Here is a 22579-nt window from a genome sequence, read left to right as displayed (position 1 = left end):
GATCGCGGTCGACCCCATTTCCACCTTGGCGGTGTTGATCACCGCGCCGATGCCGGTGGTCACGCCGCAGCCGATGTAGCAGATCTTGTCGAACGGCGCCTCGGGATTGACCTTGGCGACGGCGATCTCCGGAAGCACGGTGAAGTTGGCAAAGGTCGAGCAGCCCATGTAGTGGTGGATCTTGTCCTTGCCGATCGAAAAGCGCGAGGTGCCGTCGGGCATCAGCCCTTGGCCCTGCGTGGCGCGGATGGCGGTGCAGAGATTGGTCTTGCGGCTGAGGCACGACGGGCAGGAACGGCATTCCGGGGTGTAGAGCGGGATGACGTGGTCGCCCTTCTTCACCGAGGTGACGCCGGGGCCGACGTCGACGACGATGCCGGCGCCCTCGTGGCCGAGGATCGCCGGGAACAGCCCTTCCGGGTCGGCGCCGGACAGGGTGAAATCGTCGGTGTGGCAGATGCCGGTCGCCTTGACCTCGACCAGCACCTCGCCGGCCTTCGGCCCTTCGAGCTGAACCGTCATGATTTCCAGTGGCTTGCCGGCCTGAGTGGCGACGGCGGCGCGTACGTCCATTGTCGGATCCTCCCTTGAATTGCGAATGGTTGCTGGTGCTGGATTGCTCCCGTCATGACGCGGCAATCGGTGCGATCAGCTGGAATCGGCGATAAACTATTCTACTACGTTAACTGGAATGCGGGAGGAAAACGCGCTTCGGCCTTGCTTATCGTCGCGGACGAATGGTCGGCTGGATGCGATCGAGTTCCGCTTCGAGCGCGGCGATGGCCTCGCCGGTCTGAGCGTGCAATTTCTTGACAAGATCGAGCTGCTCCCGGAGTGCCTCCTTCGAGCTAAGGGAGGGATCGTCGTCGGGGGCGCGGCCAAGGCCGGCAATCAGCCAAGCCGGAGTGACGCCCAACACGCCAGCCAGCATGAAGAGGCGGTTGGTGCGAGGTTCGGCACGGTCGCGTTCCCATGCAGCGACGGTTTCACACCGCACGCCAAGCCGATCCGCCAGTTCCGTCATGGAAAGATTCGCGGCGTCACGCGCTCTCCAGATGCGTCCTCCAAGCGTGTCGCCGTCTCCTGTTTCGCGAAGACGCGCGATCATGGTTTCGGTGGACAGGCGCATCGTTTTCTCCTTTGGCGCGGTGGCGTTCAAGGACCCGGATGGTTGCCGGAAGCACCCCCGGCTTCCAGCTGCGGCGAGGTGAAATCAGCTTATAGGCATTGTCGTGTCGACGGACCACCTCGGAACGTCAAAAACGCGGTCAAATGCGGCTCACTGTCCGTCGCGTCGCCAAGGCACATTGAAACCTCAACGAAACAGGTTAAGTTTCGGCGTCGACATCGGAAATCTCACCGTGAATGAACATCTTCGAACGGTCGCTGCGCCGAACAATGCAGTCATGCGCGGCGTGGCGATCATGCTCTTCGCCATGCTCATCCTGCCCTGCATGGATGCGATTGCGAAATACATGGCGGTCTACGAGGGCATGTCGCCCGGTCAAGTGACCTTTTACCGCTTCTTCTTTCAACTCGTATCGACGGCGCCGTTGTTGTTTTCGGCGGGTGGGCTGCGGGCGTTTTATCCGAAGCGGCCCTGGCCGAACATTCTTCGCGGCGTGCTGCTCGCCGCGGCGGCGCTCTTTTTCTTCGTTTCCGTGAAATACATGCCGCTCGCGGATGTGTTCGCCATCTACTTCGTCGAGCCGTTCATTTTGACATGCCTTTCGGCACTGATCCTGCGCGAGAAAGTGGGATGGCGGCGATGGTCGGCGATCGCCGTCGGCTTCGGCGGCGCGATGGTTGTCATCCAGCCGAGCTTTGCCGTCTTCGGCCTGAAATCGTTGCTGCCGGTCGCCTGCGCCTTCCTTTTTGCCTGTTACCTCTTCCTGAATCGCGCCCTTGGCAACGCCGATTCGCCGCTGACGATGCAGACGGTCGCCGGCATAGGCGGGACGCTGTTCATGGCGGCAGTAATCGCCGTCGGCAATGGATTCGGTGCGGTCGATTTCGAACCGTCACTACCGCAATCGGCGCTCGGCTGGGTACTCGTCGTTGCGCTCGGGACCATTTCCGGCTGGGGACATCTCCTTGTCGTCAAGGCATTTCAGGCCGCGCCGATATCGCTCCTGGCACCGTTCCATTATTTCGAGATCGTCTCGGCGACGGCGCTCGGCTACATCGTTTTTGGAGATTTCCCGACGCCCTCGAAGTGGCTCGGGATTCTCGTGATCGTCGCATCCGGGCTGTACATCATCTGGCGCGAGCGGCAGGTGCAGAAGCGAAAGCGGGCGTAACTTCGCCGGCCACCATTACAAATATACGGACTTATGCGCCGATAGCCCGATTCAGGTGAGCGGCGCCAATGGTTGGGGACAGTCGCTTTCGACGCGTGTCGGCCCAAAGACTGTTTCGAACGCCTCCCTCAGTCGGATGTCGACGTCGGGCATCATGACCGGCAGGCCAAGATCGACCAGGCTGGTGACACCGTGGCCGCGGATGCCGCAGGGTACGATTCCGCCGAAATGATCGAGGTCCGGATCGACATTCAGTGCGAAGCCATGAAAGCTCACCCATTTGCGCAGCCGGATTCCGATCGCGGCGATCTTATCTTCGGCCGCTGATCCGTCGGGCAGTGCCGGTTTTTCCGGGCGGCGCACCCATACGCCCACGCGGTCTTCGCGGCGCTCGCCTTTGACGTTCATCGACTCGAGCGTCGTGATGATGACCGCCTCGAGTGCTGCGACAAAGGCGCGCACATCCTGGCGGCGTCGTTTGAGGTCAAGCATCACATAGACGACCCTTTGGCCCGGACCGTGATAGGTGTATTCGCCACCCCGACCGGTCGCAAAGACCGGGAAACGGTCAGGCATCACGAGGTCCGAAGCGTCGGCGCTTGTGCCTGCCGTATAGAGAGGCGGGTGCTCGACCAGCCAGACCAGTTCGTCCGCGGTGCCGGCGGCAATGGCCGCGGCTTCCCGTTCCATGGTTTCGACCGCCTGTGGATAGTCGACGAGGGAGGGGGCAATGCGCCAGCGCACTGCGGGCGATCCTGGCGGTGCAAACATGTTCCGGTCGAGATTGTCGCGCTGCATGAGGCCGTATTCCTGATTTTTCCGCCTCCGTAAATGGGATGGCGCGCGCCAAGAGTCCAGCATTTCCAGCGCTTCGCGAGGGTGCTGTTGAAATAGTTCCTTTTCTCGTCAAATTTCTGTCTTCTTGCCCTTGTGCACCCCAAATGCTTTTGCTACATGCAGCCCCGCCGACGCAATCGGCACCTACCACGATGCGGTCGTGGCGGAATTGGTAGACGCGCAGCGTTGAGGTCGCTGTGGGGCAACCCGTGGAAGTTCGAGTCTTCTCGACCGCACCATGCCTTTTAGGCGCCACTGATTTTATTTACTTTTTCGATTGTTGACGAGTCCTTTGTGGCCCGGACTGATCCCAGTTTGTGTCCCACTGCGCATCCGACCGACTGCAGAATAAAGCCACAGACGGCTCCACAGACCGATCCTTTCTTTCATGCTACGTCGGGCCTGGGTTAGGTTCTCGGACCAATGGACTCCGGGCTTCTGTTTTCCCAATCAAAATTTGTTCGGCTTCGGCCCTACAGGAAGGGCTTCATGCCGGCCAATATTGCGCGTTGCCGCAGTCAAAAGCCGAGGATCAATCGGTTTGATGGTGGCTGTGCCTTCGTCTGGGCTGCGTGTCATCGTCTTCGTAATCCGGAGGTCGGGGTCGATTGTGGCTCATAACCTGAAGGCCGCAGGTTCAAATCCTGCCCCCGCGACCAATTCAGATATAAAGCAAAATTAGCGGTTTAGCGTGTCCCGCGGGAGATACTGCCCGCTTTGTCAGTCCGATCAAATTTGCCACAAGTCGTCACGCCGTCGTCACGGAAATGTCTGTGGTTTTCTGCTGTCGCTCACTGACCAAACGCGTGCACGGACGTCCCTGAGGCCAAACAAGCTCAGATGATCTTGATGCCTTGGTGCGGATGACATGGCTGCTTCCATCGCAACCCCACACCGTCGAGCACTCCCGTATCGTTGTTGGCCGCTATGAACGGAATATCGGCGACTACGAACGCGCCGTAGAGTTTATCCCTGACTTTCGGAGAAGCAGTTTCATCCCCGTTTTCGAACCGGGTTAGAGATCGTATGCTCGCCCGACTTCCCAGCCAACTCGGCTTGGCTCCAGCCTAGTCGGGAGCTCACGGTTGAAAGCTCACCGCTACCCTTCGATCGAATCCTGTCTGCCAGCTTCACTTGCCTTCGAATTATCGATTAGCCCCCAACCTTGCCCACTGGCCGGTCGAACGAACACGATACCCTGTTGCTCGTAGGAGGTTTGAAGCAAGATCGAGGCATGCGTCCGATCGAGTTCACCCGACTCCAGGCGCTGAATTGTACGCCTCGAGATACCTGCCGCGTTGGCGGCATCCACTTGTTTCAGGCCAAGCAACTCACGTGCCGCGCGCAGGACGTTGGGGGGAGCGATCATTTGCTTCAGATCGCACGTGTTACGGAGCCAAGCAATATTTCATCCTGCCAGCGCGCTTCTCACGACGACAAATTCAAGGACTCAAAAAAATTGCGACGCCCAAGGCGTCAGAGGTGACGCCAAATTACTCGCGTGGTATAGGGCTCCTCCAGAACGTAACCAAGAGGAGATGAGTCTTTGACCTTTCGATTCGACAGCCCGGCAATAGCACTGCAATTGTTTGAGGCTCTGAGACGCCTTGATGATGGCACGCTGGATGTATCCGCCGTCCTGGCCGAGGCGCCGACGATCAGCGGCTATAAACTGGTCCTTGGCTGGTCGCACGCTCTCAGTGGAGTGGTTCATGGTCATCCTCGTCTGCAGGACGGGAACAAGATCGTCACGAGCCAGCTTTTTTATCTCGATCCGCAACTAGGACTCGCGCGGACCATGAACCGCTGGTACCGGCTCGGCGGCTCCCGGCATGGGGTGCAGTGACATGGGTAGGCGAGACACGCGCGACCGTTTCCGCAAGCTGGTCAAAACGCCGTCGACATACTTAGCCTACCGGGGCTTGCGCGCGGCTCTGATGGAAGCCGGCCAATCGCTGCGTTCGGTTTCCGATGGGTTTGTTATCTTCGTGGTTCCTGGAGGATATCGCGCACAGGACTATGAACTCGCAGCCTATGCGTTGATTGGAGCCGACAGTGATGAGTGGGCGCCGCGTCCCGGCGTGTGCCTTGCCAATCCGCCCAGGAAGAAGGGCAGCTCCAACGAGTCCATAACAGTGTTCGGCCTTCACGGATTGGCGGTCTTGATCGCCAGGAATATCGACGAGGTTCCAAAGGACGTTCGGTTCGCGGCTGCCGCACTGATGTTTGTCGAACCTCCGGCTCCTAGTCACATTCATGCGGCGCGCCGTTTTTCGGGAAAGCCTCCGATATCCGAAGAGCACGCTCTTCTGCTCGTCGGGAAACCGCAAAGCATCGTGGTTGCGGCAATCCTAAGAAGGGATTTCCGCGCTCAGGAGATTGCCGTCCTCGAAGACCTGGAACGCCCGCACATAGAGGGACCAAACCTTTTCGAGTTGCCGGGGTATGAAGAGGCGAAGCTCTGGGCCACAGGACTTCGTTCCGACGTCGCGCGCTGGCGAGGAGGCGAGCTGCGGTGGAAGGAAGTCGGCAGCAGTGCGCTTCTCTCCGGCCCCCCGGGTACAGGAAAAACGTTCTTTGCATCCGCACTTGCGAAAGCACTGGGAATGAGGCTGATCGGCACGACCATTGGAGAATGGCAGTCGGCGGGACATCTCGGTGACACCCTGCAAGCAATGAGGGCCTGTTTCGAGGAGGCGAACGACGGTCGAGGCGCTGTCCTCTTCATAGACGAACTCGACAGCATCGGCACGAGGTCGGTCAGTTCCGCCGGCGACAGCAACAATCACTATTGGCGGAATGTTCTGAACGAGTTTCTGAACCTTCTATCCAGGCTGGGCGAAGGCGTCATTGTGGTCGGCGCCACGAACTTTCCGGAGTACATAGACCCGGCAGTCAAGCGCGCCGGTCGGCTGGAGCACCATTTCACACTGCCGCTTCCGGACAAAGTCACGCGGGCCGAGATCTTGAACTACCACGCGGAAGGAAACTTTCCGCTCGAATGCTTGGCGGAGATTGCCGAAGATTTGGAAGGCAAGTCCGGTTCGGCGCTGGAACAGCTCGTGCGCGATGCACGGAAGAAAGCACGGGACGAGAATCGAGAGCTGGAACTGAGAGACCTCAGAGCTCAGCTTCCGGAAAGGATAAGCTACACGCCGGAAGAGCTGCTTCGCCTTGCGGTGCACGAGGCCGGTCATGCCTTGGTCTCACTTTCAGTCGGATACGCGACGAGCGCCACGATCGAAATCAAGGACTCGTTCGATCCATCGGCTCCAGGATACCTTGGTGGTATGGCTTCCTACGAGCTGACAGAGGACCATCTCCCGACAGAAACGAGCCTTCTCAATCGCATTGCGGTGGCTCTTGCCGGTATGGCGGCAGAGGCCGCGGTGTTCGGCGATAGATCAGTCGGATCGGGCGGCATCATGGGCAGCGATATCGAGCGCGCGACGTCACTCGCTCGACGGATGGTCGGGACTTACGGATTCGGCTCGAAACCTGTGTTTCTGGGGACCGTCCAAGATTTGGTCGACGCGCCATTGCCTGAACGCTTCGAGAACGAGGCCCTTGATATTGTCGGCGTTCAGTATGATCGAGTCCTGAAAATGCTCGCTGACGAGCGGGATCGTGTCCTCGCCCTTGCGACGGAGGCGGTCAACCATCGCGCCCTCAAGATCGAGCGCGGAGGATAGCGAACACGGTGTCTCAAAACGCCGACAGGCACCTATATTGCAACGGCAATCCTGTCCGCCCGCACGATTGAATCCTTGAACGGCATTGCTCGTAACGGCGTAGAAACCGCCTCCGAATAGAGCGTGTCCTGGATCAAGGATTCAAATGGGGGTTCAATGAGTGTTCTGAAGACGGATCTTAGTGATGTGACCGTCGTCATCATTGACGTTGCAGAAACCGCGGCAAAGCTCGAGGAGGCCTTTACGGCGGCAGGGGCGACCGTTTTCGTCGTGAGCGATCTCGAGTCAAGCCCCAGGCTGGACCCGAGCTTTGTGCCAGACGTCGCCGTGATGGATCCTGGGATCATTGCCGATCGTAAGTTGCGCGCGCTCGCGTTTCGTTTAGCCGACGACGACAGGTGCGTCCCGATTTTCTATGATACCCAGTGGCCAGAGGGTCACTACGGTCGCAATGGAATGATCCATAAATCGAGACCCATCGCTGAGGTGGTCGACGCCGCCGTTCTCGGAATGAAGGGGCGTATACCGGAACGGACCAAGCAGGATAGGAAATCATGAGCGCTGGGTCGATTTGGCAACCGTCAGACAGCGGTGAAAAGCTACGGTCTCTAGAGGTCATGGCCACGCCGCCAATCCCCGCCGAAAGTTCAGAGAACATGGACGCCAGAATACTCAAGCAGGTGCAAGACACCCGCAACGCCAGCAGGGAGGACATAGCCGATAGCCTGGTGGAGACGATCGTTCGGATCGGCGGGGATCCCCTAACCGTCAGAAAGGCACGAGACGAGCTCAGCGCAGTGCTCGGGAAGGCCCGAAACGGCATGCCTCAGCTTATCGGCAATCGGAAGGAGTCCGAAGACATAACGGTGGTGATCTCTCTCAAGGATCTTGCCGAACTTATTACCGCTGCAAGGCAGGGTGAGACCCTCGGGGAGGCTCTCGATGCTATCGGCTTCAAACCGTATACAGGCGGCAGTATCGTCGTCGGTCAAGGCCGCAAGCGTGAGCTCGGCCAATTGGCCCGAGGAAATCCTGGGCGAAGCGGAAGCAAACAGGGATCCGAGCCATGAGCCTGATTACCGGGTTAAGCGATCGATACCCGCATTTGGGGTTCGACGGCCGACCATTGGCGATCGCTTGCGATGATGGCTGGCTGGGCATCCTGCATGCATTCTTCGCCGACGCGAACAAAGCCATGGCTGCAGGAGGCATGTTCACGCTGCAGCGGGTGAAAGAGAAGATGGGTGGTCTGACCATCCACTATGCTGTGGCAGACGTCGCACCTGATGCTCGCCGCGCGATCGATGATGCCTACCGGCTGGCCACGGCGCGATCCTTCCATATCTGCGAGAGCTGCGGACGCCGTGGGCGGCTCAACAACTTCAATGGCCTGTGGAAGGTTGCCTGCAGCGAGCATGCTGACGGCGAGCTCGGCAAGGGCGTTCCGTTCGAGGGCCCCTCCAATCCTGACGATCCTTATTCCCCTGAGGCGGATCCGTTCGTAGCAGTTCGGCCGACCGTTACGGAGTTCAACGCTGCTCCGATCATTGAAGGATGGCTGATCGAGGACCAGAGCGAGAGCGGCCCGCGCTCATGGCTATTTGGCTGGTTCTTCGGCCAACCTGATATCAGCGACGGCGAGCATGGGCACACGTCTCCCATCGTGCAGATGGACGAGATGGTGCCCCCGCGCTGGGTTCGAACGGACAACCGGCTTTACCGCTTAGGCATCTATTACCCTCCGTCCGAGCGCGAGATTCGCTATTGGGTGCAGAAGCTGGCCCGGCGTCCTGTCGTCCATGGCGAGCCTCCCGGGGGCAGCGACGACATCGAGGCGATGCTCATCTTCCTCCGTTCCACTGGCCGCCTCCGACCGACGAAGATCGACCGCATGGAACAGGCCTACCGCGCAGAGCAGGAGTGCCAGAAATTCAACCGGGGCTGAGCCTCTCCACCTCCGGTGACAATGGCGCGGCGCCTCCCTCGATGAGAGGGTGCTGCGGGCGCTGGCATTCAAATTGGTATCCGACACCAAAGGGCCGGATCCGCACCCGCAACCTTCGCCGAAATTCAGGAGACCCTCGATGATGCAGGATGAGTTCCACGCACAGCTCCGAGAGCAGTTCGGTGTCCGCGTTCCCTCCGCGGCCGAATCCATCGACATCCCGGCAAACCTTGAGCAGGTTGTTGCCGACTTTTTCGAACGGCTGTCTGTCCTCGATCCCAATGCCACGCTGCGCGTTCTCCGCATCTGGATCGACGGCAAGCTCCGTGTCGCCGTCGACGTCGGTCTTGCCGGACTTGATGACGTGATACACGACGCGGAAGACGCAGCCGACAAGGTCCTGAAGGGCGCGCGCTTTCCGCTGCACCCCGACAGCGACTGGCACGAAGCCATGGTCGCGCGCTACGGCGATGCCGTTCCGTCGGTGGATCAACTGGGCTTTCGGCGCGGCCTGCAGACTATCGTCACCGAGATGTACGAATTCCTCTCCCTTCACGGCTTGCTCGACGCGGTCGATATCCTCGGCATCGAGACTCGCTCGGCGGCCTTCGTCGTCATCGACGCTCGCTACAAGCCCGGCATCTACGAAGACGATCGTATCTCGCTCGATTTCGCGTTCGAAAAGACGCAGGAGCGGCTCTCGGAGTGCTGCGAGCATTGCGGTCGCGGCGGCGCGATCATCGCGAAAGCTGGCCTGGAAGCACGCCTGGCAGGTCCCGACGTCGAATTCGGCGACCGTCTCCTCTGCATGGAGTGCTACGAATCATGGAGGTTCCATGATTGACGAAGAATACGGCTATCTCGTCGCCAGCCACGGCGACGCTGCCCCTCCGCGAGATCAGATCCGTCGTCACGACAATCAGGTGCCAACGCTGGACTCCTTGCCGCGAGTGATAACGGAGATGGGTGTCGACAAGGAAGTTCGCATCGCAACCGAGCTCTATTGTCGGTCTATGCCCAAGGCATGGGCGGCTTTTTCTCCTCCCGGCGCCTAGAGCAGAAGTTCCTGCTGGGCACGTTTCCACCGGCAACAACCTCATTGCGTCCACCGGCAACGGCCGCTGGAGTGCTCTCGCAACCTTCCATTCCTCCGTCAGCCACAGTTCGATCTCGGCTGGATCCGTGAGGATCACCGGCATGGCCTTCGGACGATCGGCTTGACCAGCGCGTTTGCTTCACAGGTGAGGAAGGCGAACAGCTCGTGCTCTCCGGTGCGTGGGTTTTTCATCGAGCCCCGCGCGCCTTTCCATGGTGTCCAGATGCCGGCGAAGAAGGCGAGCGGCTGCCTGTCATCGATCGCGAACCAGCGGGCCGTCTTCTTGGGCTTGGTGTCTTCGTACTCGCAGAAGGCCGTCCACGGGACGATGCAGCGGTTGTTGACGCCGGTCCAGCCGCGCCAATGGGGAGAATCGAGATTGCGGATATTGGTGACGCCGTAGTCCGGCCTTCCGTTCGTGACTGTCGGCGGAGACGGCATGCCCCAGGTGAGATTGACCAGCTCACGCTCGCCATCGGGGCTGTTGCGGACGACCAGGCCCGGCTTGTCCGGAAACACCTCCGTCGTGGGGTTCGCCCGGTTGGTCATGTCCCGATGCGGCCTCGCAACGCGCCACAGCTCGTCAAATTCCACCTCGATGCGATACCGGTTGCACATCCACCCACTCCGAGTCTCGGTTGATCCGGCCGATCCGCCAGCCGTTGTTGCCTTTGTTCCCGCAGCGCGTACAACGCAGCAGCGGCCGCAAGTCGTCGAGGGTGGCGCCACTGGCATATTTGCGGCCAATGTCCCAGCGGTTAACCCAGTTGTTGTAATCGCATGCGGCGCAGCGGGCACCGAGGATCTGGTCCTCATCGAGGTCGGCCAGGCGCAGGTGGCCGATTCCGCGTTCGGGGTCGATCGCGCGCCCACCCATCAGATCAATTCCGCGTGCGTGCCTCATGGCGCGGATTCCACTCTGGTCGATGCTCGGCACAGAACCAGTTGGGCTCGGCCTTGCCGGCCGCGAAGCCGAAGCCGCCCCACTTCGTGCAGCCAGGGTGCTCGCAATAGTGGACGTAAAGCCCGTGATCGCGGTGCGGCTCGGTGCCCGCTGTCCTTTCGTCACTCATCGAAGCCGACCTCGCTGGTGACTTCGAAGCTCAGGTGTCCGGCTTCGAGCAGAGTCTCGTAAAAGCGCATGGCGGCGTGCCTTGGGCCGTCCGCCTTGCCGGATCCCCATATCGGACAAGTGGTTTTTACCTCGAGCTTCAAGAGTTCCGGACCGGCTCTAGCCATGACGGCATGCAGCAGGCAAACCTCACCGGTTTTCTGCTGGATCGCCATCTCGATCCAACCCGCCGGCTCCTTTCCCGGATAGCAAAGGACACTTGCCCTGTAGCCTTCGAAATCGAAGAAATCCTCCCGGCTTTGTATCTCATGGAAGAGGAGAGGGTGGAGATTGTTTCTGTCGATCCTTTTCGGGTTTGAGCAGTATCCGGCTATGCTCGAATGCTCATCCGAACTGGGCGCGCGTCCGCCACCCTCGTCCGAGTAGTGCTCTGCCAGGCTAACAAGCGCGTTGCGGATTTCGACGCTGGTCCAGCCGGCATCCTCCGCGGACGCCGTGATTTCGCGGAAGGGGGGCTCTAGCGCTTCTTCCAGATCGAGCAGCCGGTCAAAGAGGTTTCTGTTCTCTTTCGGTGGATTGATCATATGCATGTTCATTCCTCCTGGCTGAATATTATGGCACCGTTCGACGGCTTCAACCTTCAGCAGCCTTCTGGCCGTTGCCGAACTGCCGCTCGAAGGCGCCGTCCCAGTCAGTGCTCGACGGCGCCACGCCACATTTCAATTGCTCGAAACGATATCGCTTCAACAATGCTGACGATATCATCTGCGCCATGTGGCCGCGCGCCCGATCGGCCTTCAATCGGTCCCGGTCGCATGCCTCCCGTCGCAGCTCAATCGGCAGGGCATACAGCGTTTCGGTGATGAAGGGAGTGATCGCTGGATAACGCAGCACCTGCTCGCCATCGAAGATGGCAAAGGAGCAGAAGGATTCGGCGATCTTGACAGCTACGTCCTGCACGCCGTGGACCTCGACGGTGCGGCGATATTGATCGAGACCGGCGATACCGCGCCTTCGATGTGGGGCAAGAACGGCCATGTCGACCGCGATCAAATTCCTAATTTCGTCTTCAAATGTTCGCATGGCGCACCTTGTCTGCCCGCAGGCAGCGGTTGTCGGTCCCCTCAGGTTTCGTGGTGGCGCGCCGCAGCGCCGATGAATGTTCTTATTATGTTCTCATTCGACGAGGAGTCAATGCTGTGTTGCCAGGGGTGGTCTGAAGCCGCGACGTTGTCAGATGCACTAAGCCATTCGGGCGGTGACGTCCGTGACACCTACTAGGAGGGAACCCAGTTTCTCTCCACTTGTGTACCGCTAATGGAGATGTTGTTGGCCAAGCCCGATATCCGGCCCCGAAGCCAAATATGCGCTTGATCGCTCGTGTGCCGGGGATGCCAATACATCCTCTCGTGGATGTCCGGTAGGACCAATGGGGGCTCGAAGCCACCAATGCCGGGCACGGCGAGCTCTTTTATTGCTCGCTCCAGAACTAGACTTATCAGATTGGAGCCACGCAGGAGAAAGGGGACGAGGACAAAGCTTTCCACCGTTGCCGCGATCCTGCGATTTACACCTTCCCGCGCGAGGTGCTGGTCCGCCAAATTAAGCTGGCGGTCCAGCCCAATCCCATAGGTTAGGTGCGGAGCGGTAAGAAATGTTTGGAGCGAGAGCGTTCTCTCTCCACCGATGAGCGTATTCTCGAAATCTGCCGCGCACAGCCACCTGTCGCTGATCAGGGCCTCCGATGGGAATTCGCTACCAGGCAACAGCTCGCTGGGTTCGATGACCACGTCCACGCGATCTTCGACCAGCATCTTTTCGGTTTCTCTGGATCGCGGAAGAAGATGTATCGTGACATTGGGGGCCTCTGCTTCCAATCGTTTCACGAGCGGCCCAAGCAGCACCAGAACGGCGTAGTCGGACGCACTAATTGTGAATGTTCGCTTATCTGTTAGCGGGTCAAATCCCCCTTGCTGCATAAGCGTCTGCCGGATTTTGCTGAGCGCGTCGCGAAGTGGCTCGATAAGATTTTCCGCGTTTTGCGTAAGCGCGAGTTGTCGTCCAACCCTCACAAGCAAGGGGTCGTGAAAGATGTCCCGGAGACGGCCAAGGGCAGCGCTGGTCGCAGACTGACTGAGTCCAACGATTTCACCCGCGCGACTGACATTCTTCTCTCTCAGCAGCGCCTCCAAGACCACGAGGAGGTTCAGATCGATACCGCGAAGGTTCATCGCACATTCCGCTATGTATTGATGTGGTGGATAGATGGCTTACGAATTATCGATTGGACACATTACGACAGAACGCTAAGCTCTCTGTCAACAAAAATAACAGCAGCGGGAATGCGGGCCGAAATAGTTCATCTGTTCGGCTCACGGTTTTCTAAGTAACGCCAAAATTGCACATGTGCGAGACGCGTAACGTCCGCGCAATTGGAGGAGTTATGCGCAATTTTACGAATGAAGATCAAGCCGTTCGCGATGATCTTGCTCAAGACTATTGCCGAAACTGGGAGCTTGACGCAGGGACTGACGCGGCAGCTTTCCGATCAGCGATGCGCAAGGTAGTTGGTGGCGTCACTGTCATCACGACGGTGCATGAGGATCGTCCGTGGGGCATGACTGTAAGTGCATTCACCCCCGTCTGCATGGATCCGCCAACTTTGCTGGTCTGTGTGAACCGGGAAACCGTCACAGCAAGTTGCATCACAAAACTGCAGCGATTTGCCGTAAATGTCCTTAGCCAGGATCAGCTAGCAATCTCGCAGTTTTGTTCTCGCCCGCGCGAAGACAAATTCGTCGAAGAGTTCGCCGTTCCTCAAAGCGATTATCCTGACAGGATCCTCATGCCTGTCCTGAAGGATTCCCTCATCACATTAGACTGCATTGCAACGGCCACGTTGGTAGTCAACAGCCATTTGGTCGTGATGGGTCGGGTGACGTCAGTTCTCGCCCCAACTGCCAAAAAGCCGCTGCTCTATGGGGAAGGGCAGTACATGCACGGCGTCTCGCTGCAAATGGCGGTGGCGTAATGGGAATCCCCGTCGAATCAGCATCGATCGCGGAGCAGCTTTTCGCTGCCTATAACGATCACCAGTTGGACATTGTCTCGCAACACTACGCCGATGACGCCTCACACGAAGATGTAGCGCATGGCAGGCCAAAGATTGGCGCGGCTGCGATCGCGGACGGCTTGCGCAAGTTTCTTGGCTGGTTTCCCGATGCAGCATGGGAGGTTACGTCCAGGATCGTGGGGCAGGGCGATGAAGTCGCCGTCGCATACACGCTCACCGGCACGCTCAAGACGCAAATGGGGCCCGTGACGCCACGCGGTCAGAGGATTTCGTTGCGTGGAATCCAGGTTCTCAAAATCACGAACGGCAAGATCCAGCGCAGTGAAGATTACTGGGACGCAACAACGTTCCACAAGCAACTCAACTTCAACACCCAGGAGGAAAGATCATGAGAACAGGTAAGGAATACCTCGAGTCATTGCGCGACAATCGTCGGGTTTACGTTGGTGGTGAACTCATCGAGGATGTCACCACGCATCCGAAGACCCGCGGCTACGCCCAGGCGATCGCCGATTACTACGACCTGCATCTCGATCCCAAGAACCAGGAAATAGCGACGTTCATCGACGAAAGAGGCAACCGCCAGTCGATGCATTGGTTCCTGCCGCGTTCGAAGGAGGACACCGTCCGCAGACGCAAGTACGCCGATTTCATTTTTCGCCATTTCAAGGGCGGCATTTTTACCCGGCCGCCAATGGGGATGAACTGCGTAATGTTCACGCAGGTCGATGATCAGGAACCGTGGGCAAAGAACTCGCGGTTCAAGAATGGTCATCGAGATCTTTCGGGAAATATCCAACGTCAGTGGGATGAAGTCACCAGCAAGGACCTCGCGATTTCGCCGATGTTCGTCGACGTGCAGTTCGACCGTAGTAGAAGCGACGCCCTCGGCGAAACTCCGATGCTAAGCATCGTCGAAGAGACGGCCGAAGGCATCATCGTAAAGGGCTGGAAAGCCATCGGAACTTCCGTTCCTTTCGTCAATCACCTTCTGATTGGCAACCTTTGGCGTCCCGGTCAGACCCCTGAGCAGACCGTCTACGCTCTCGTCCCAATCGCCACCAAGGGGATCTCTATCGTCGCGCGCGAGTCACGTGTGCAACCAGATGCAGATCCGTATGATCGTCCACTGGCAACGATCGGCGACGAACTCGACGCTATGGTGTATTTCGACGATGTCCTGATACCCTGGTCGCAGGTCCAGCACATCGGCAATCCGGATCACGCCAAGTGGTATCCCCAGCGTCAGTTTGACTGGGTCCATCTTGAGACACAGATTCGCCATTGCGTTCACGCCGAATTGATGGTCGGGTTGGCGTTGCTGCTGACTCAATCTCTGGGCACGAGTAGCAATCCGGTCGTCCAGTCGCAACTTGCCGAGCTGATCAGGTTCCGTGAGACCTGCACGGCCTTCATGCTAGCCGCTGAAGAAACTGGCTTTGCGACACCGGGCGGGTTGTTCAAGCCGAACAATATCTACATCGATTTCGGACGTGCTCACTACCTTGAGCACCAGCCGAAGATGGTCAACCTGCTGATCGAGTTCTGCGGTCGTGGGATTGTGCTGCAACCGACGAAGCGCGAGCTTGACGATCCTTACATCGGTCCGAAGCTCGCCGAGGCGCTGCGCGGGCCTGAGATCAGCGCATACGACCGCATCAAGATCTTCCGGCAGATCAGTGAGCGCTTCCTGACTGAATGGGGCACTCGTCACGAAATGTTCGAGAAATTCAACGGAACACCTCTGTACCTGATCAACCTGCTAACGATGCAGCGAACCGAATATCACGTCGATGGGCCGTTGACCGCACTGGCCCGCGAGGTGCTCGGCTTCGGGGACACAGCAGAACTGGGTAAGCGTGCACAGGAAGCTGAAAAGAATTCCCACTACGCCAACGTGCGTTTCCAACCCGAGTACGCACGCGCTCAGGATGTGCATGACGGTTACATTGGCTCGTCGGGTGAACGTGTCAGCGTCGGCGCTGCCTGACAACGACCGCGTCGGCGTTCCCGGTCGTCGACGCGGCAATTTTACCCAGGGCGGCCGTAGCTGCCGCTGCTCCACGAGGATTTACTGATGACACATTCTTCAGCCGCAGCAGATTTGCCAGAAGCCTTCTTCACCGAGGCGAATTCTGTGGAAGTCGTGAATGCTAAAATTGGGGCGGACGCCTCACCTCGGCTGGCCGAGGTAATGGCGTGTCTAGTAGGGCACCTTCATGCATTTGCTCGCGAAATCAATCTATCGCATGAGGAGTGGGAAACCGGCATTAGGTTCCTCACGCGTACCGGTCAGATCTGTACGGACGAACGCCAAGAATTTATCCTCCTATCGGACACTCTCGGTCTATCCATGCTCGTTGACGCGATCAACAATCGGAGGCCGGAAGGGGCGACCGAAAACACAGTTCTCGGCCCGTTCTTTGTCGCGGGCGCGCCGGTTAGAAAAGCCGGCGACAGGATCTCCCTCGATGGAAAGGGAGAGGGATGTCTTTTCGTAGGGCGAGTCGTTGATCTTGATGGGAAACCGATCGAGGGGGCACGAATTGACGTTTGGTCAGACAATGCCGATGGCTACTACGACATCCAGCAACCCGACCTGCAGCCGAAATGGAACAATCGAGGGACGTTCTTCACCGGTCCTGATGGGCGCTACCGCTTTATCGGGATTAAGCCTGTTTCGTATCCAATTCCGGACGACGGCCCGGTTGGGAATATGCTTCAGGCGCTCGGCCGACACCCATACCGACCTGCGCACATGCACTACATGGTTCACGCGGACGGATTTCAAAAGCTGGTGACACACACCTTCGTGGGCGGCGACCCCTATTTGGCGTCAGATACAGTCTTTGGGGTGAAGCGAACGCTTGTTGCCCCATTCGAGCGGTTGATGGACGGTCAAACCCCATGGCGATCCGAGTATGATTTCGTGTTGGCGCGGTCGGGCGAGAACAGGTAGGGGCGACCCCTTGCTGGCCGAACCCGCAAACACCACCGCGCAGAATACTAATTTGAGCCAAAAGATCTTGATCGGGGTGGCACACTAAGGAGATCCGCCAATGAGGCACTGCGGGCTGCAACCAAGTGCATCGCGTGTACCGGCGCGAGTGCTGTGCAACCACAATGTGGCGGACGACAATCAGCAAGTAAGGGTGCGTCCATGATCAAGCACATCGTGATTTGGAACGTTCGCGGTGAGAGTGAAGAAGAGCGAAAGGCATCGGCTCTCAATCTCAAGTTACGCTTCGAGGGGCTTATTGGCGAGGTTCCTGGGCTGGTCAGCCTCGAAGTTGGCATCGACTTCAGCCGTGTACCCTACGCCTGTGATGTCGTTCTGTATTCAGAGTTTACTGACAAGGCATCGTTGGCCGCCTACGCCGAACACCCCGCCCATCTGAGGGTTAGACAGGAGCTAGAGGGCGTTCGAACGGCCCGTTATCAGGTCGATTACGAGGTCTAGGGTGAGAGAGGCGAAGGATATGAAAGCTTTCATAAACAACGGTCACCCATCTCGCGTAATTTTTGGATCAGGAACCGTTGTCCGGATCTCCGAAGAGATTGAGCGGGAAGCTCAGGCTATGCTTCCGTATGAAGCAGCCTGCTCTAAACCTTGGATGAACGCAAGGCGAACAATCGCCAAATGATTGCAGAACTTATAAAATTCGTCAAATTGGTGTGGGTCGCTGGACTCACTTGTTCATGGATCACGCTTGCATCCATTCCGGCAGCCCTATGGGGTTTCACAACAGTAGAGCATGGCGAGATGGCAGACACTCACTTCGCCTGCTTTCAAAGACAGCAATGGGTCGAAACGCGCGGTCCGCCGAAAGGCCGTAAGACCAAGCCGTGCTGAGGCACGATTCAACATCCGTTAAACGAAGGCAACTAACGTCAATCTATATAAAATCACTTATTGCTTCAGGATGCCGACATGGGCGAGATCGACCTTATCTTTTACGTCCCGCCGGTCTTGTTCAGCATTGTAACACTGGCTTTTGTCTTGCTCTGGCAGATGAAGATCACGCCGGCTTGGCAATGGAGCGCGGGATTTGCCCAGACTGCCGCCGGATTCGTCGTCTCAACGTTTTTGACGGAGCCGTATTCCGCGGCGTTCGCGTCCGGTCTGATTTTCATCGGAGCGGCCTACTGCTACGGCAGTGGCCTGTTGGTGCATTTCAATGCGCCAAGGCTTCGGATACCGCGAGTGTTGTTTGCAGCCGCCTATTCAGTTGTCCTCACCTACATCGTTTTCGTTGAGCAAAGTCTGGTCCAGCAATTGTTCCTGACCGACGTCGGCTTCGCGCTTTTACTCGGAGTAGCTGTATTGATCGTGACGCGGAGAGCATCTCGTCCCATTGATATCGCACTCGTCGTAACAAGTTCGATCGTTGTCTTGGACTCCCTCACGCGGGCGGTCTTCTTCACCTTTTTCACGAACTCAAGCGATGACTTCGGTGACTTCGCCACCTCGCTCTATAATCTCGAGGTAAGTGTCTCCACCATAACCGTCTGCATGTTCTTCCCGTTCACCGCTTTGGGTGCGAGTGCATCTGCTGCAATCGAGCGGCATCGAGCTGCCGCCGAAACGGATGAGCTGACGGGGCTCCTCAATCGCCGCGGCTTTAAACAGGCGTTGGAGAGAGACTTCAATACAGGCGGTCTCAGCGGCTCACTGCTCGTCTGCGACATCGATCACTTCAAGCGGATCAACGACACATTCGGGCATGCTGTCGGCGACACGGTCATTGCAGGCTTGGCCGAGGAGATCAGGGGCCTGGTGGCCGGGCGCGGCAGCGCTGCGCGGTACGGTGGCGAAGAGTTCATGGCCTTTCTGCCGAACGTGTCGCTACAAGAGGCCGTTGCGCTCGCAGAACTGCTTCGTGTTTCGTTTGCCAATAGGGACTGGCATCAGGATGAGCTAAACCGGAATGTCACGACGAGTTGCGGTGTGTCGGCGGTGCGAGACGGGGAGACGACACTGGATAGCGCCATCGACCGTGCTGATTGCGCTCTTTATGCTGCGAAATCGGCCGGTCGAAATCGGGTGATGGCGGAGATCACACGGGCCGCGGACCTGCGCGACTCTCGGAACCTGCCCGTCCTGGCTCAGTCAATAGACACAACACGTAATGGCGCTGCTGCTTAGGCATGACAAAAGCAGTCGGAACTCGCTGCTCATCGTGGGATACCGGAAACAATTTCCGCATTCGGATAAATCGAGCCGTACATCGCGTCTGGCGCCAATGTCTCCGTTGGGTGGACTGTGGACTTTCGCTGCGACAGTGCCAAAGGGCGGCGTTGCGCCAACAACCGGAACTCAACGGCCGCAATGAGGCCGGCCGTATTTCTTTGGGAAATCGGATGGGGCGGCTTCCCATCCGATTTCCCGACCTTTGGATTACGGCGCCATCATCTTGACCGTTTCATCGGTCGTCCAAAGTCCGTTTGCCATATATCGGAAGTTGATCAGTGCGGCGAGATTGCCGTCGCCCTCAGGCAACTTGGGCGCGGCTACGGCGTCTCGAACAACTGCGACTTCAAATCCTTCTTCAAGGAACTCGCGGAGATGCGATTCAACGCACATGTTGGCGAGCATCCCGGCAAGGACGATCTGGGTGACGCCCTGTTTGCGGAGCTGGAAGGAAAGATCGTTTTGCTGCGGCCCGTACAGCTTGTGTGGCGAGGCGATAATAGTCTTGCCATCCTCTATGTATTTCTTGAACCGCGGCAGGAAGTCTGCCCCCGAACCCTCGAAACCCTCCAGCGAATAGGGGTCTTTTCTATCGAATATGCCAAGCTCATGCTGGAATATTTCGAGAGGCCCCTGCACCTTCCACGTGTGATCCCACTTGTAGTAATGGTGAGGCGATAGTGCGACGACCATTCCTGCCTGCTTTGCTGCGGCGAAGAGCTGATCAAGGTGGGGAATGACATTGCGTTCGGTGACGGCTTCGCCCAGGACCGGCCAGGCAATCCCTTCAGGGCTCATGAAGTCGTTCTGCGCGTCGATAACCACGAGCGCCGCCTTCGAGACGTCAAGTTTCATGTTCCCCTTGGTCAGTGCCGGTTTGGCGGGGTCCTGGTAATAATCGACAAGCGGCTGCGCGGCCATGGAAGCGCCGGCCCCAGCGAGAATAACCGCGCCAGCGAGGATCGCTGCGCTCAATTTCTGAATGAATTTCATTTCACGACCCAACATTTCGATATCTCCTTTCATTGATCGTCAGTTTCGCATTGGGCGATGGTTGCCGGCGCGCTTGCCGCGCCGGCTAAAATGCTAGGCCTTCACAAAGGCGAGCAGGTCGGGGTTCACGACATCGGCATGGGTGGCGCACATGCCGTGTGGGAGATTCTTGTAGATCTTGAGGGTGCTGTTCCTGAGGAGCCTGGCGGAGAGCGGAGCGGAATCCTCTATCGGTACGATCTGATCGTCATCGCCGTGCATGACGAGCGTCGGCACGTCGATGACCTTGAGATCCCCGGTGAAATCGGTCTCGGAGAACGCCTTGATGCCGTCGTAATGCGCCTTGGCGCCGCCCATCATGCCCTGGCGCCACCAGTTCTGGATCACAGCTTGCGAGCTCTCCGCTCCGGGCCGGTTATAGCTGTAGAAAGGTCCGCTCGCGAAATCGAGGTAGAACTGCGCACGATTGGCGGCGAGCTGCCGTCGGAGGCCGTCGAACACCTCGATCGGCAGGCCGCCGGGATTGGCTGGCGTCTTGACCATGATCGGCGGCACGGCGCCGATCAGCACCAGCTTGGCGACGCGGCCCTGGGGCTGGCCGTAGCGAGCCACGTAGTGCGCCGCCTCGCCGCCACCGGTTGAGTGGCCGATATGGACTGCATTTCTGAGGTCGAGATGTTCGACCACGGCGGCGACATCGGCCGCGTAGTGATCCATGTCGTGACCGTCGCTGACCTGGGCGGAGCGGCCGTGGCCGCGTCGATCATGAGCGACGACGCGATAGCCCTGCCCGAGGAAATAGAGCATCTGGGTATCCCAGTCGTCCGCGCTCAGCGGCCAGCCGTGGTGAAAGACGATCGGCTGAGCGTCGCGCGGACCCCAGTCCTTGTAAAAAATCTCGACGTTGTCCTTGGTCGTAACAGTGCTCATGTTGTTGATCCTTTCAGATTGCGTGTTGCCTGGAATGGAGGGCTGAGAGGCAGCAGCCGGCAGGATTGGCAGAGCCGACAAAACCGTCGCGCCGAGGCCGAACAGCAGGAGGTCGCGGCGGACCGGATCGATAGGTTTGGAAAATGTCGTGCTCACCTGGCGGCTCCGTTGCTCAATGGGATTGACAGCACAATACGAGCAAGCATCAATGTCTCAAACGACATTAATCCCGGGATTTCGGCCATGCCCCGTCACGTGACATTTCTCGTCTATCCGGAGTTCGTGCTGCTCGATCTCAGCGGCCCGCTTGAGGTGCTGTCCAATGCCGGCGCGATATCGGGGAAGCCCTATGGCCTGCGGGTTGCGTCCGTTACAGGAGGATTGGTGCGCAGCACCTGCGGTGTGGAGGTTGCGACGGTAGCGCTTACGATCGAGGCGACCGACACGTTCATTGTCGTCGGCGGGCGGGAACCGCCGGAAGGGGTGTGGGTGAGCGAGATCGCGAATGCCGTTCGCGGCGTATCCGCGCAGGCCCGCCGCACCGCGAGCGTCTGCACGGGTGCTTTCCTGCTGGCGGAAAGCGGACTCCTGGACGGGCGCGCCGCGACGACCCATTGGTTCTACGCGCCGAAGCTGCAGGCCCGATATCCGACGCTTCAGGTCGATGGCGACCGCATCTTCACCAGCGATAATGGCGTGTGGACGTCGGCAGGCATGTCGGCAGGCATCGATATGACGCTCGCCCTCGTTGAGGAAGATCTCGGCAAGGAGACCGCGCAGGCGGTCGCGCGCATGCTTGTGGTCTACTACCGGCGACCGGGCGGTCAGTATCAGTTCTCATCGCTGCTCGACTTCGATCCCGGCTCCGATCGCATCCGCAAGGCGCTGAGCTACGCGCGGGAAAATCTGGCCGAAAACCTTTCGGTGGAGCGCCTCGCCGACGTCGCGCACCTGAGCGTCCGCCAGTTCGGGCGTGCCTTCTCCTCTTCCACCGGCATGACCCCGGCCAAGGCGGTCGAGCGGCTCCGCGTGGAGGCGGCGCGTCCCCTGGTCGAGGAGGGTCGGCTGTCCTTCGACGAGATCGGCCGTCTTGTCGGGTTCACCGATCCGGATCGCCTGGCCCAGAGCTTCATCCGGATCTTCGGGCACACGCCGCAGGAGATGCGGCGTATGGCCAGACAGGCTGCTGCTACAGAGCGGACGGCATGATCAACTGAAGTGTCGCATTGTCCCAACGTCTCGATAATTCGGTGTGCGTTTCGTTCGGGAAACGGCCGGATGTCGCTTGGCAGATGGGATGGTTGCCGCCTTCCCGGCAGCATCGAGAGTGCCATAAGTACGTGGTCAAACGAGCCACGAAGCGGAAAGGACGGCGAAATGAAGGATACGGCCTAACGTCGGTGTCGGCGCATATCTCTGGGCCTAGCACAGTGATGGATCGGAGGAGGAT

At 58.7% G+C, this 22579-nt stretch carries 26 protein-coding genes, 1 tRNA gene and 1 pseudogene; 16 read left to right on the top strand and 12 right to left on the bottom strand.

All coding sequences use genetic code 11. The annotated features are described in order from the left end of the window. A partial coding sequence (locus QN222_RS20400; protein WP_284005569.1) for an alcohol dehydrogenase catalytic domain-containing protein occupies window positions 1–573 on the bottom strand: 573 nt, incomplete at its 3' end. A 148-nt stretch (window positions 574–721) separates the two neighbouring features. Next, window positions 722–1129 (bottom strand): helix-turn-helix domain-containing protein, encoded by a 408-nt coding sequence (locus QN222_RS20395; protein WP_284005568.1) that lies wholly within the window; start codon window positions 1127–1129, stop codon window positions 722–724. A 277-nt stretch (window positions 1130–1406) separates the two neighbouring features. Here QN222_RS20395 and QN222_RS20390 point away from each other — a divergent pair, with 277 nt between their 5' ends. Next, window positions 1407–2300, top strand: a complete 894-nt coding sequence (locus QN222_RS20390; RefSeq protein ID WP_283964133.1) for a DMT family transporter — start codon at window positions 1407–1409, stop codon at window positions 2298–2300. A gap of 51 nt (window positions 2301–2351) precedes the next feature. Here QN222_RS20390 and lipB read toward each other — a convergent pair whose 3' ends face one another. Next, on the bottom strand, window positions 2352–3098 hold the full coding sequence (gene lipB / locus QN222_RS20385; protein WP_283964109.1) for a lipoyl(octanoyl) transferase LipB: 747 nt from the start codon (window positions 3096–3098) through the stop codon (window positions 2352–2354). 193 nt (window positions 3099–3291) lie between these two features. Between lipB and QN222_RS20380 the strand changes: the two genes are divergently transcribed. Further along, window positions 3292–3376: transfer RNA gene (locus tag QN222_RS20380), tRNA-Leu, on the top strand. An 860-nt stretch (window positions 3377–4236) separates the two neighbouring features. Here QN222_RS20380 and QN222_RS30410 read toward each other — a convergent pair. After that, window positions 4237–4506, bottom strand: coding sequence for a helix-turn-helix transcriptional regulator (locus QN222_RS30410; protein WP_369292080.1), 270 nt, complete (start codon window positions 4504–4506; stop codon window positions 4237–4239). 177 nt (window positions 4507–4683) lie between these two features. On the opposite strand from QN222_RS30410, the gene QN222_RS20375 reads away from it, so the two are divergent. The 7 genes from QN222_RS20375 to QN222_RS20345 all read left to right on the top strand — a co-directional run bounded on the left by QN222_RS20375 (window position 4684) and on the right by QN222_RS20345 (window position 9829). Beyond that, window positions 4684–4983 carry a DUF6634 family protein gene (locus QN222_RS20375; protein WP_283964110.1) on the top strand — a complete coding sequence of 100 codons (300 nt, stop codon included), beginning with the start codon at window positions 4684–4686 and terminating at the stop codon, window positions 4981–4983. 1 nt (window position 4984) lies between these two features. Further along, window positions 4985–6829: an AAA family ATPase gene (locus QN222_RS20370; RefSeq protein ID WP_283964111.1), complete on the top strand. Its 1845-nt coding sequence runs from the start codon at window positions 4985–4987 to the stop codon at window positions 6827–6829. Between the two features lie 156 nt (window positions 6830–6985). Beyond that, window positions 6986–7387, top strand: coding sequence for a hypothetical protein (locus QN222_RS20365; RefSeq protein WP_283964112.1), 402 nt, complete (start codon window positions 6986–6988; stop codon window positions 7385–7387). After that, the gene (locus QN222_RS20360) at window positions 7384–7899 is read left to right on the top strand and encodes a hypothetical protein (RefSeq protein WP_283964113.1); all 516 of its coding nucleotides are present in this window, start codon (window positions 7384–7386) and stop codon (window positions 7897–7899) included. The genes QN222_RS20365 and QN222_RS20360 overlap by 4 nt, the downstream gene beginning before the upstream one ends. Then, window positions 7896–8774, top strand: coding sequence for a hypothetical protein (locus tag QN222_RS20355; protein ID WP_283964114.1), 879 nt, complete (start codon window positions 7896–7898; stop codon window positions 8772–8774). Before QN222_RS20360 ends, QN222_RS20355 begins: the two co-directional genes overlap by 4 nt. 139 nt (window positions 8775–8913) lie before the next feature. Continuing rightward, window positions 8914–9618: a hypothetical protein gene (locus QN222_RS20350; RefSeq protein ID WP_283964115.1), complete on the top strand. Its 705-nt coding sequence runs from the start codon at window positions 8914–8916 to the stop codon at window positions 9616–9618. Then, the gene (locus QN222_RS20345; protein ID WP_283964136.1) at window positions 9611–9829 is read left to right on the top strand and encodes a hypothetical protein; all 219 of its coding nucleotides are present in this window, start codon (window positions 9611–9613) and stop codon (window positions 9827–9829) included. The genes QN222_RS20350 and QN222_RS20345 overlap by 8 nt, the downstream gene beginning before the upstream one ends. Before the next feature lie 24 nt (window positions 9830–9853). Here the strand turns inward: QN222_RS20345 and QN222_RS20340 are convergent. The 6 genes and pseudogenes from QN222_RS20340 to QN222_RS20315 all read right to left on the bottom strand — a co-directional run. Beyond that, window positions 9854–10488 (bottom strand): annotated as a pseudogene (locus QN222_RS20340) (SOS response-associated peptidase); the annotation flags it as partial. Continuing rightward, window positions 10454–10774, bottom strand: a complete 321-nt coding sequence (locus tag QN222_RS20335) for a hypothetical protein (RefSeq protein WP_283964116.1) — start codon at window positions 10772–10774, stop codon at window positions 10454–10456. The pseudogene QN222_RS20340 and the gene QN222_RS20335, both read right to left, overlap by 35 nt. Beyond that, a complete protein-coding gene (locus QN222_RS20330) occupies window positions 10752–10943 on the bottom strand; it encodes a hypothetical protein (RefSeq protein ID WP_283964117.1) in 192 nt (63 codons plus the stop codon). The genes QN222_RS20335 and QN222_RS20330 overlap by 23 nt, the downstream gene beginning before the upstream one ends. Continuing rightward, entirely contained in the window at window positions 10936–11532 is a 597-nt protein-coding gene (locus QN222_RS20325; protein WP_283964118.1) for a hypothetical protein, read from the bottom strand. Before QN222_RS20325 ends, QN222_RS20330 begins: the two co-directional genes overlap by 8 nt. 43 nt (window positions 11533–11575) lie before the next feature. Continuing rightward, window positions 11576–12025: a hypothetical protein gene (locus tag QN222_RS20320; protein WP_283964119.1), complete on the bottom strand. Its 450-nt coding sequence runs from the start codon at window positions 12023–12025 to the stop codon at window positions 11576–11578. Window positions 12026–12219: 194 nt separating this feature from the next. Beyond that, window positions 12220–13173 (bottom strand): LysR family transcriptional regulator, encoded by a 954-nt coding sequence (locus QN222_RS20315; protein ID WP_283964120.1) that lies wholly within the window; start codon window positions 13171–13173, stop codon window positions 12220–12222. A 212-nt stretch (window positions 13174–13385) separates the two neighbouring features. On the opposite strand from QN222_RS20315, the gene QN222_RS20310 reads away from it, so the two are divergent. From QN222_RS20310 to QN222_RS20285, 6 genes are all read left to right on the top strand, one after another. Then, window positions 13386–13973, top strand: coding sequence for a flavin reductase family protein (locus tag QN222_RS20310; RefSeq protein WP_283964121.1), 588 nt, complete (start codon window positions 13386–13388; stop codon window positions 13971–13973). Beyond that, complete coding sequence (locus tag QN222_RS20305) at window positions 13973–14407, top strand: ester cyclase (protein WP_283964122.1); 435 nt, start codon at window positions 13973–13975, stop codon at window positions 14405–14407. The genes QN222_RS20310 and QN222_RS20305 overlap by 1 nt, the downstream gene beginning before the upstream one ends. After that, complete coding sequence (locus tag QN222_RS20300; RefSeq protein ID WP_283964123.1) at window positions 14404–16005, top strand: 4-hydroxyphenylacetate 3-hydroxylase N-terminal domain-containing protein; 1602 nt, start codon at window positions 14404–14406, stop codon at window positions 16003–16005. Before QN222_RS20305 ends, QN222_RS20300 begins: the two co-directional genes overlap by 4 nt. A gap of 114 nt (window positions 16006–16119) precedes the next feature. Then, window positions 16120–16974: an intradiol ring-cleavage dioxygenase gene (locus QN222_RS20295; RefSeq protein WP_283964134.1), complete on the top strand. Its 855-nt coding sequence runs from the start codon at window positions 16120–16122 to the stop codon at window positions 16972–16974. Between the two features lie 201 nt (window positions 16975–17175). Next, window positions 17176–17475: a Dabb family protein gene (locus QN222_RS20290; RefSeq protein ID WP_283964124.1), complete on the top strand. Its 300-nt coding sequence runs from the start codon at window positions 17176–17178 to the stop codon at window positions 17473–17475. Between the two features lie 471 nt (window positions 17476–17946). Further along, window positions 17947–19161, top strand: coding sequence for a GGDEF domain-containing protein (locus QN222_RS20285; protein WP_283964125.1), 1215 nt, complete (start codon window positions 17947–17949; stop codon window positions 19159–19161). A 252-nt stretch (window positions 19162–19413) separates the two neighbouring features. Here the strand turns inward: QN222_RS20285 and QN222_RS20280 are convergent, their stop codons facing one another. Then, window positions 19414–20232, bottom strand: a complete 819-nt coding sequence (locus QN222_RS20280) for an isochorismatase family cysteine hydrolase (RefSeq protein WP_283964126.1) — start codon at window positions 20230–20232, stop codon at window positions 19414–19416. A 60-nt stretch (window positions 20233–20292) separates the two neighbouring features. Then, window positions 20293–21129, bottom strand: coding sequence for an alpha/beta hydrolase (locus QN222_RS20275; protein WP_283964135.1), 837 nt, complete (start codon window positions 21127–21129; stop codon window positions 20293–20295). Between the two features lie 243 nt (window positions 21130–21372). Between QN222_RS20275 and QN222_RS20270 the strand changes: the two genes are divergently transcribed. Then, on the top strand, window positions 21373–22338 hold the full coding sequence (locus QN222_RS20270; protein ID WP_283964127.1) for a GlxA family transcriptional regulator: 966 nt from the start codon (window positions 21373–21375) through the stop codon (window positions 22336–22338). The last annotated feature ends 241 nt before the right edge of the window (window positions 22339–22579 follow it).

The organism is Sinorhizobium sp. 6-70, from assembly GCF_030124375.1.
In the GTDB taxonomy this organism is placed as follows: domain Bacteria; phylum Pseudomonadota; class Alphaproteobacteria; order Rhizobiales; family Rhizobiaceae; genus Sinorhizobium.
The sequence above is the reverse complement of the archived record's forward strand: the minus strand, read 5'-3'. Positions and strand labels throughout refer to the sequence as shown.

Excerpts from the sequence above, each read along its gene's own strand:
- QN222_RS20355 (WP_283964114.1), top strand. The coding sequence starts at position 7,896 with ATGAGCCTGATTACCGGGTTAAGCGATCGATACCCGCATTTGGGGTTC.
- QN222_RS20290 (WP_283964124.1), top strand. The coding sequence starts at position 17,176 with ATGATCAAGCACATCGTGATTTGGAACGTTCGCGGTGAGAGTGAAGAA.
- QN222_RS20280 (WP_283964126.1), bottom strand. The coding sequence starts at position 20,232 with ATGAAAGGAGATATCGAAATGTTGGGTCGTGAAATGAAATTCATTCAG.
- QN222_RS20285 (WP_283964125.1), top strand. The coding sequence starts at position 17,947 with ATGGGCGAGATCGACCTTATCTTTTACGTCCCGCCGGTCTTGTTCAGC.
- QN222_RS20350 (WP_283964115.1), top strand. The coding sequence starts at position 8,914 with ATGATGCAGGATGAGTTCCACGCACAGCTCCGAGAGCAGTTCGGTGTC.
- QN222_RS20395 (WP_284005568.1), bottom strand. The coding sequence starts at position 1,129 with ATGCGCCTGTCCACCGAAACCATGATCGCGCGTCTTCGCGAAACAGGA.
- QN222_RS20300 (WP_283964123.1), top strand. The coding sequence starts at position 14,404 with ATGAGAACAGGTAAGGAATACCTCGAGTCATTGCGCGACAATCGTCGG.
- QN222_RS20365 (WP_283964112.1), top strand. The coding sequence starts at position 6,986 with ATGAGTGTTCTGAAGACGGATCTTAGTGATGTGACCGTCGTCATCATT.
- QN222_RS20305 (WP_283964122.1), top strand. The coding sequence starts at position 13,973 with ATGGGAATCCCCGTCGAATCAGCATCGATCGCGGAGCAGCTTTTCGCT.
- QN222_RS20325 (WP_283964118.1), bottom strand. The coding sequence starts at position 11,532 with ATGCATATGATCAATCCACCGAAAGAGAACAGAAACCTCTTTGACCGG.
- QN222_RS20315 (WP_283964120.1), bottom strand. The coding sequence starts at position 13,173 with ATGAACCTTCGCGGTATCGATCTGAACCTCCTCGTGGTCTTGGAGGCG.
- QN222_RS20320 (WP_283964119.1), bottom strand. The coding sequence starts at position 12,025 with ATGCGAACATTTGAAGACGAAATTAGGAATTTGATCGCGGTCGACATG.
- QN222_RS20345 (WP_283964136.1), top strand. The coding sequence starts at position 9,611 with ATGATTGACGAAGAATACGGCTATCTCGTCGCCAGCCACGGCGACGCT.
- QN222_RS20275 (WP_283964135.1), bottom strand. The coding sequence starts at position 21,129 with ATGAGCACTGTTACGACCAAGGACAACGTCGAGATTTTTTACAAGGAC.
- QN222_RS30410 (WP_369292080.1), bottom strand. The coding sequence starts at position 4,506 with ATGATCGCTCCCCCCAACGTCCTGCGCGCGGCACGTGAGTTGCTTGGC.
- lipB (WP_283964109.1), bottom strand. The coding sequence starts at position 3,098 with ATGCAGCGCGACAATCTCGACCGGAACATGTTTGCACCGCCAGGATCG.
- QN222_RS20330 (WP_283964117.1), bottom strand. The coding sequence starts at position 10,943 with ATGAGTGACGAAAGGACAGCGGGCACCGAGCCGCACCGCGATCACGGG.
- QN222_RS20390 (WP_283964133.1), top strand. The coding sequence starts at position 1,407 with ATGCGCGGCGTGGCGATCATGCTCTTCGCCATGCTCATCCTGCCCTGC.
- QN222_RS20335 (WP_283964116.1), bottom strand. The coding sequence starts at position 10,774 with ATGAGGCACGCACGCGGAATTGATCTGATGGGTGGGCGCGCGATCGAC.
- QN222_RS20310 (WP_283964121.1), top strand. The coding sequence starts at position 13,386 with ATGCGCAATTTTACGAATGAAGATCAAGCCGTTCGCGATGATCTTGCT.
- QN222_RS20370 (WP_283964111.1), top strand. The coding sequence starts at position 4,985 with ATGGGTAGGCGAGACACGCGCGACCGTTTCCGCAAGCTGGTCAAAACG.
- QN222_RS20270 (WP_283964127.1), top strand. The coding sequence starts at position 21,373 with ATGCCCCGTCACGTGACATTTCTCGTCTATCCGGAGTTCGTGCTGCTC.
- QN222_RS20360 (WP_283964113.1), top strand. The coding sequence starts at position 7,384 with ATGAGCGCTGGGTCGATTTGGCAACCGTCAGACAGCGGTGAAAAGCTA.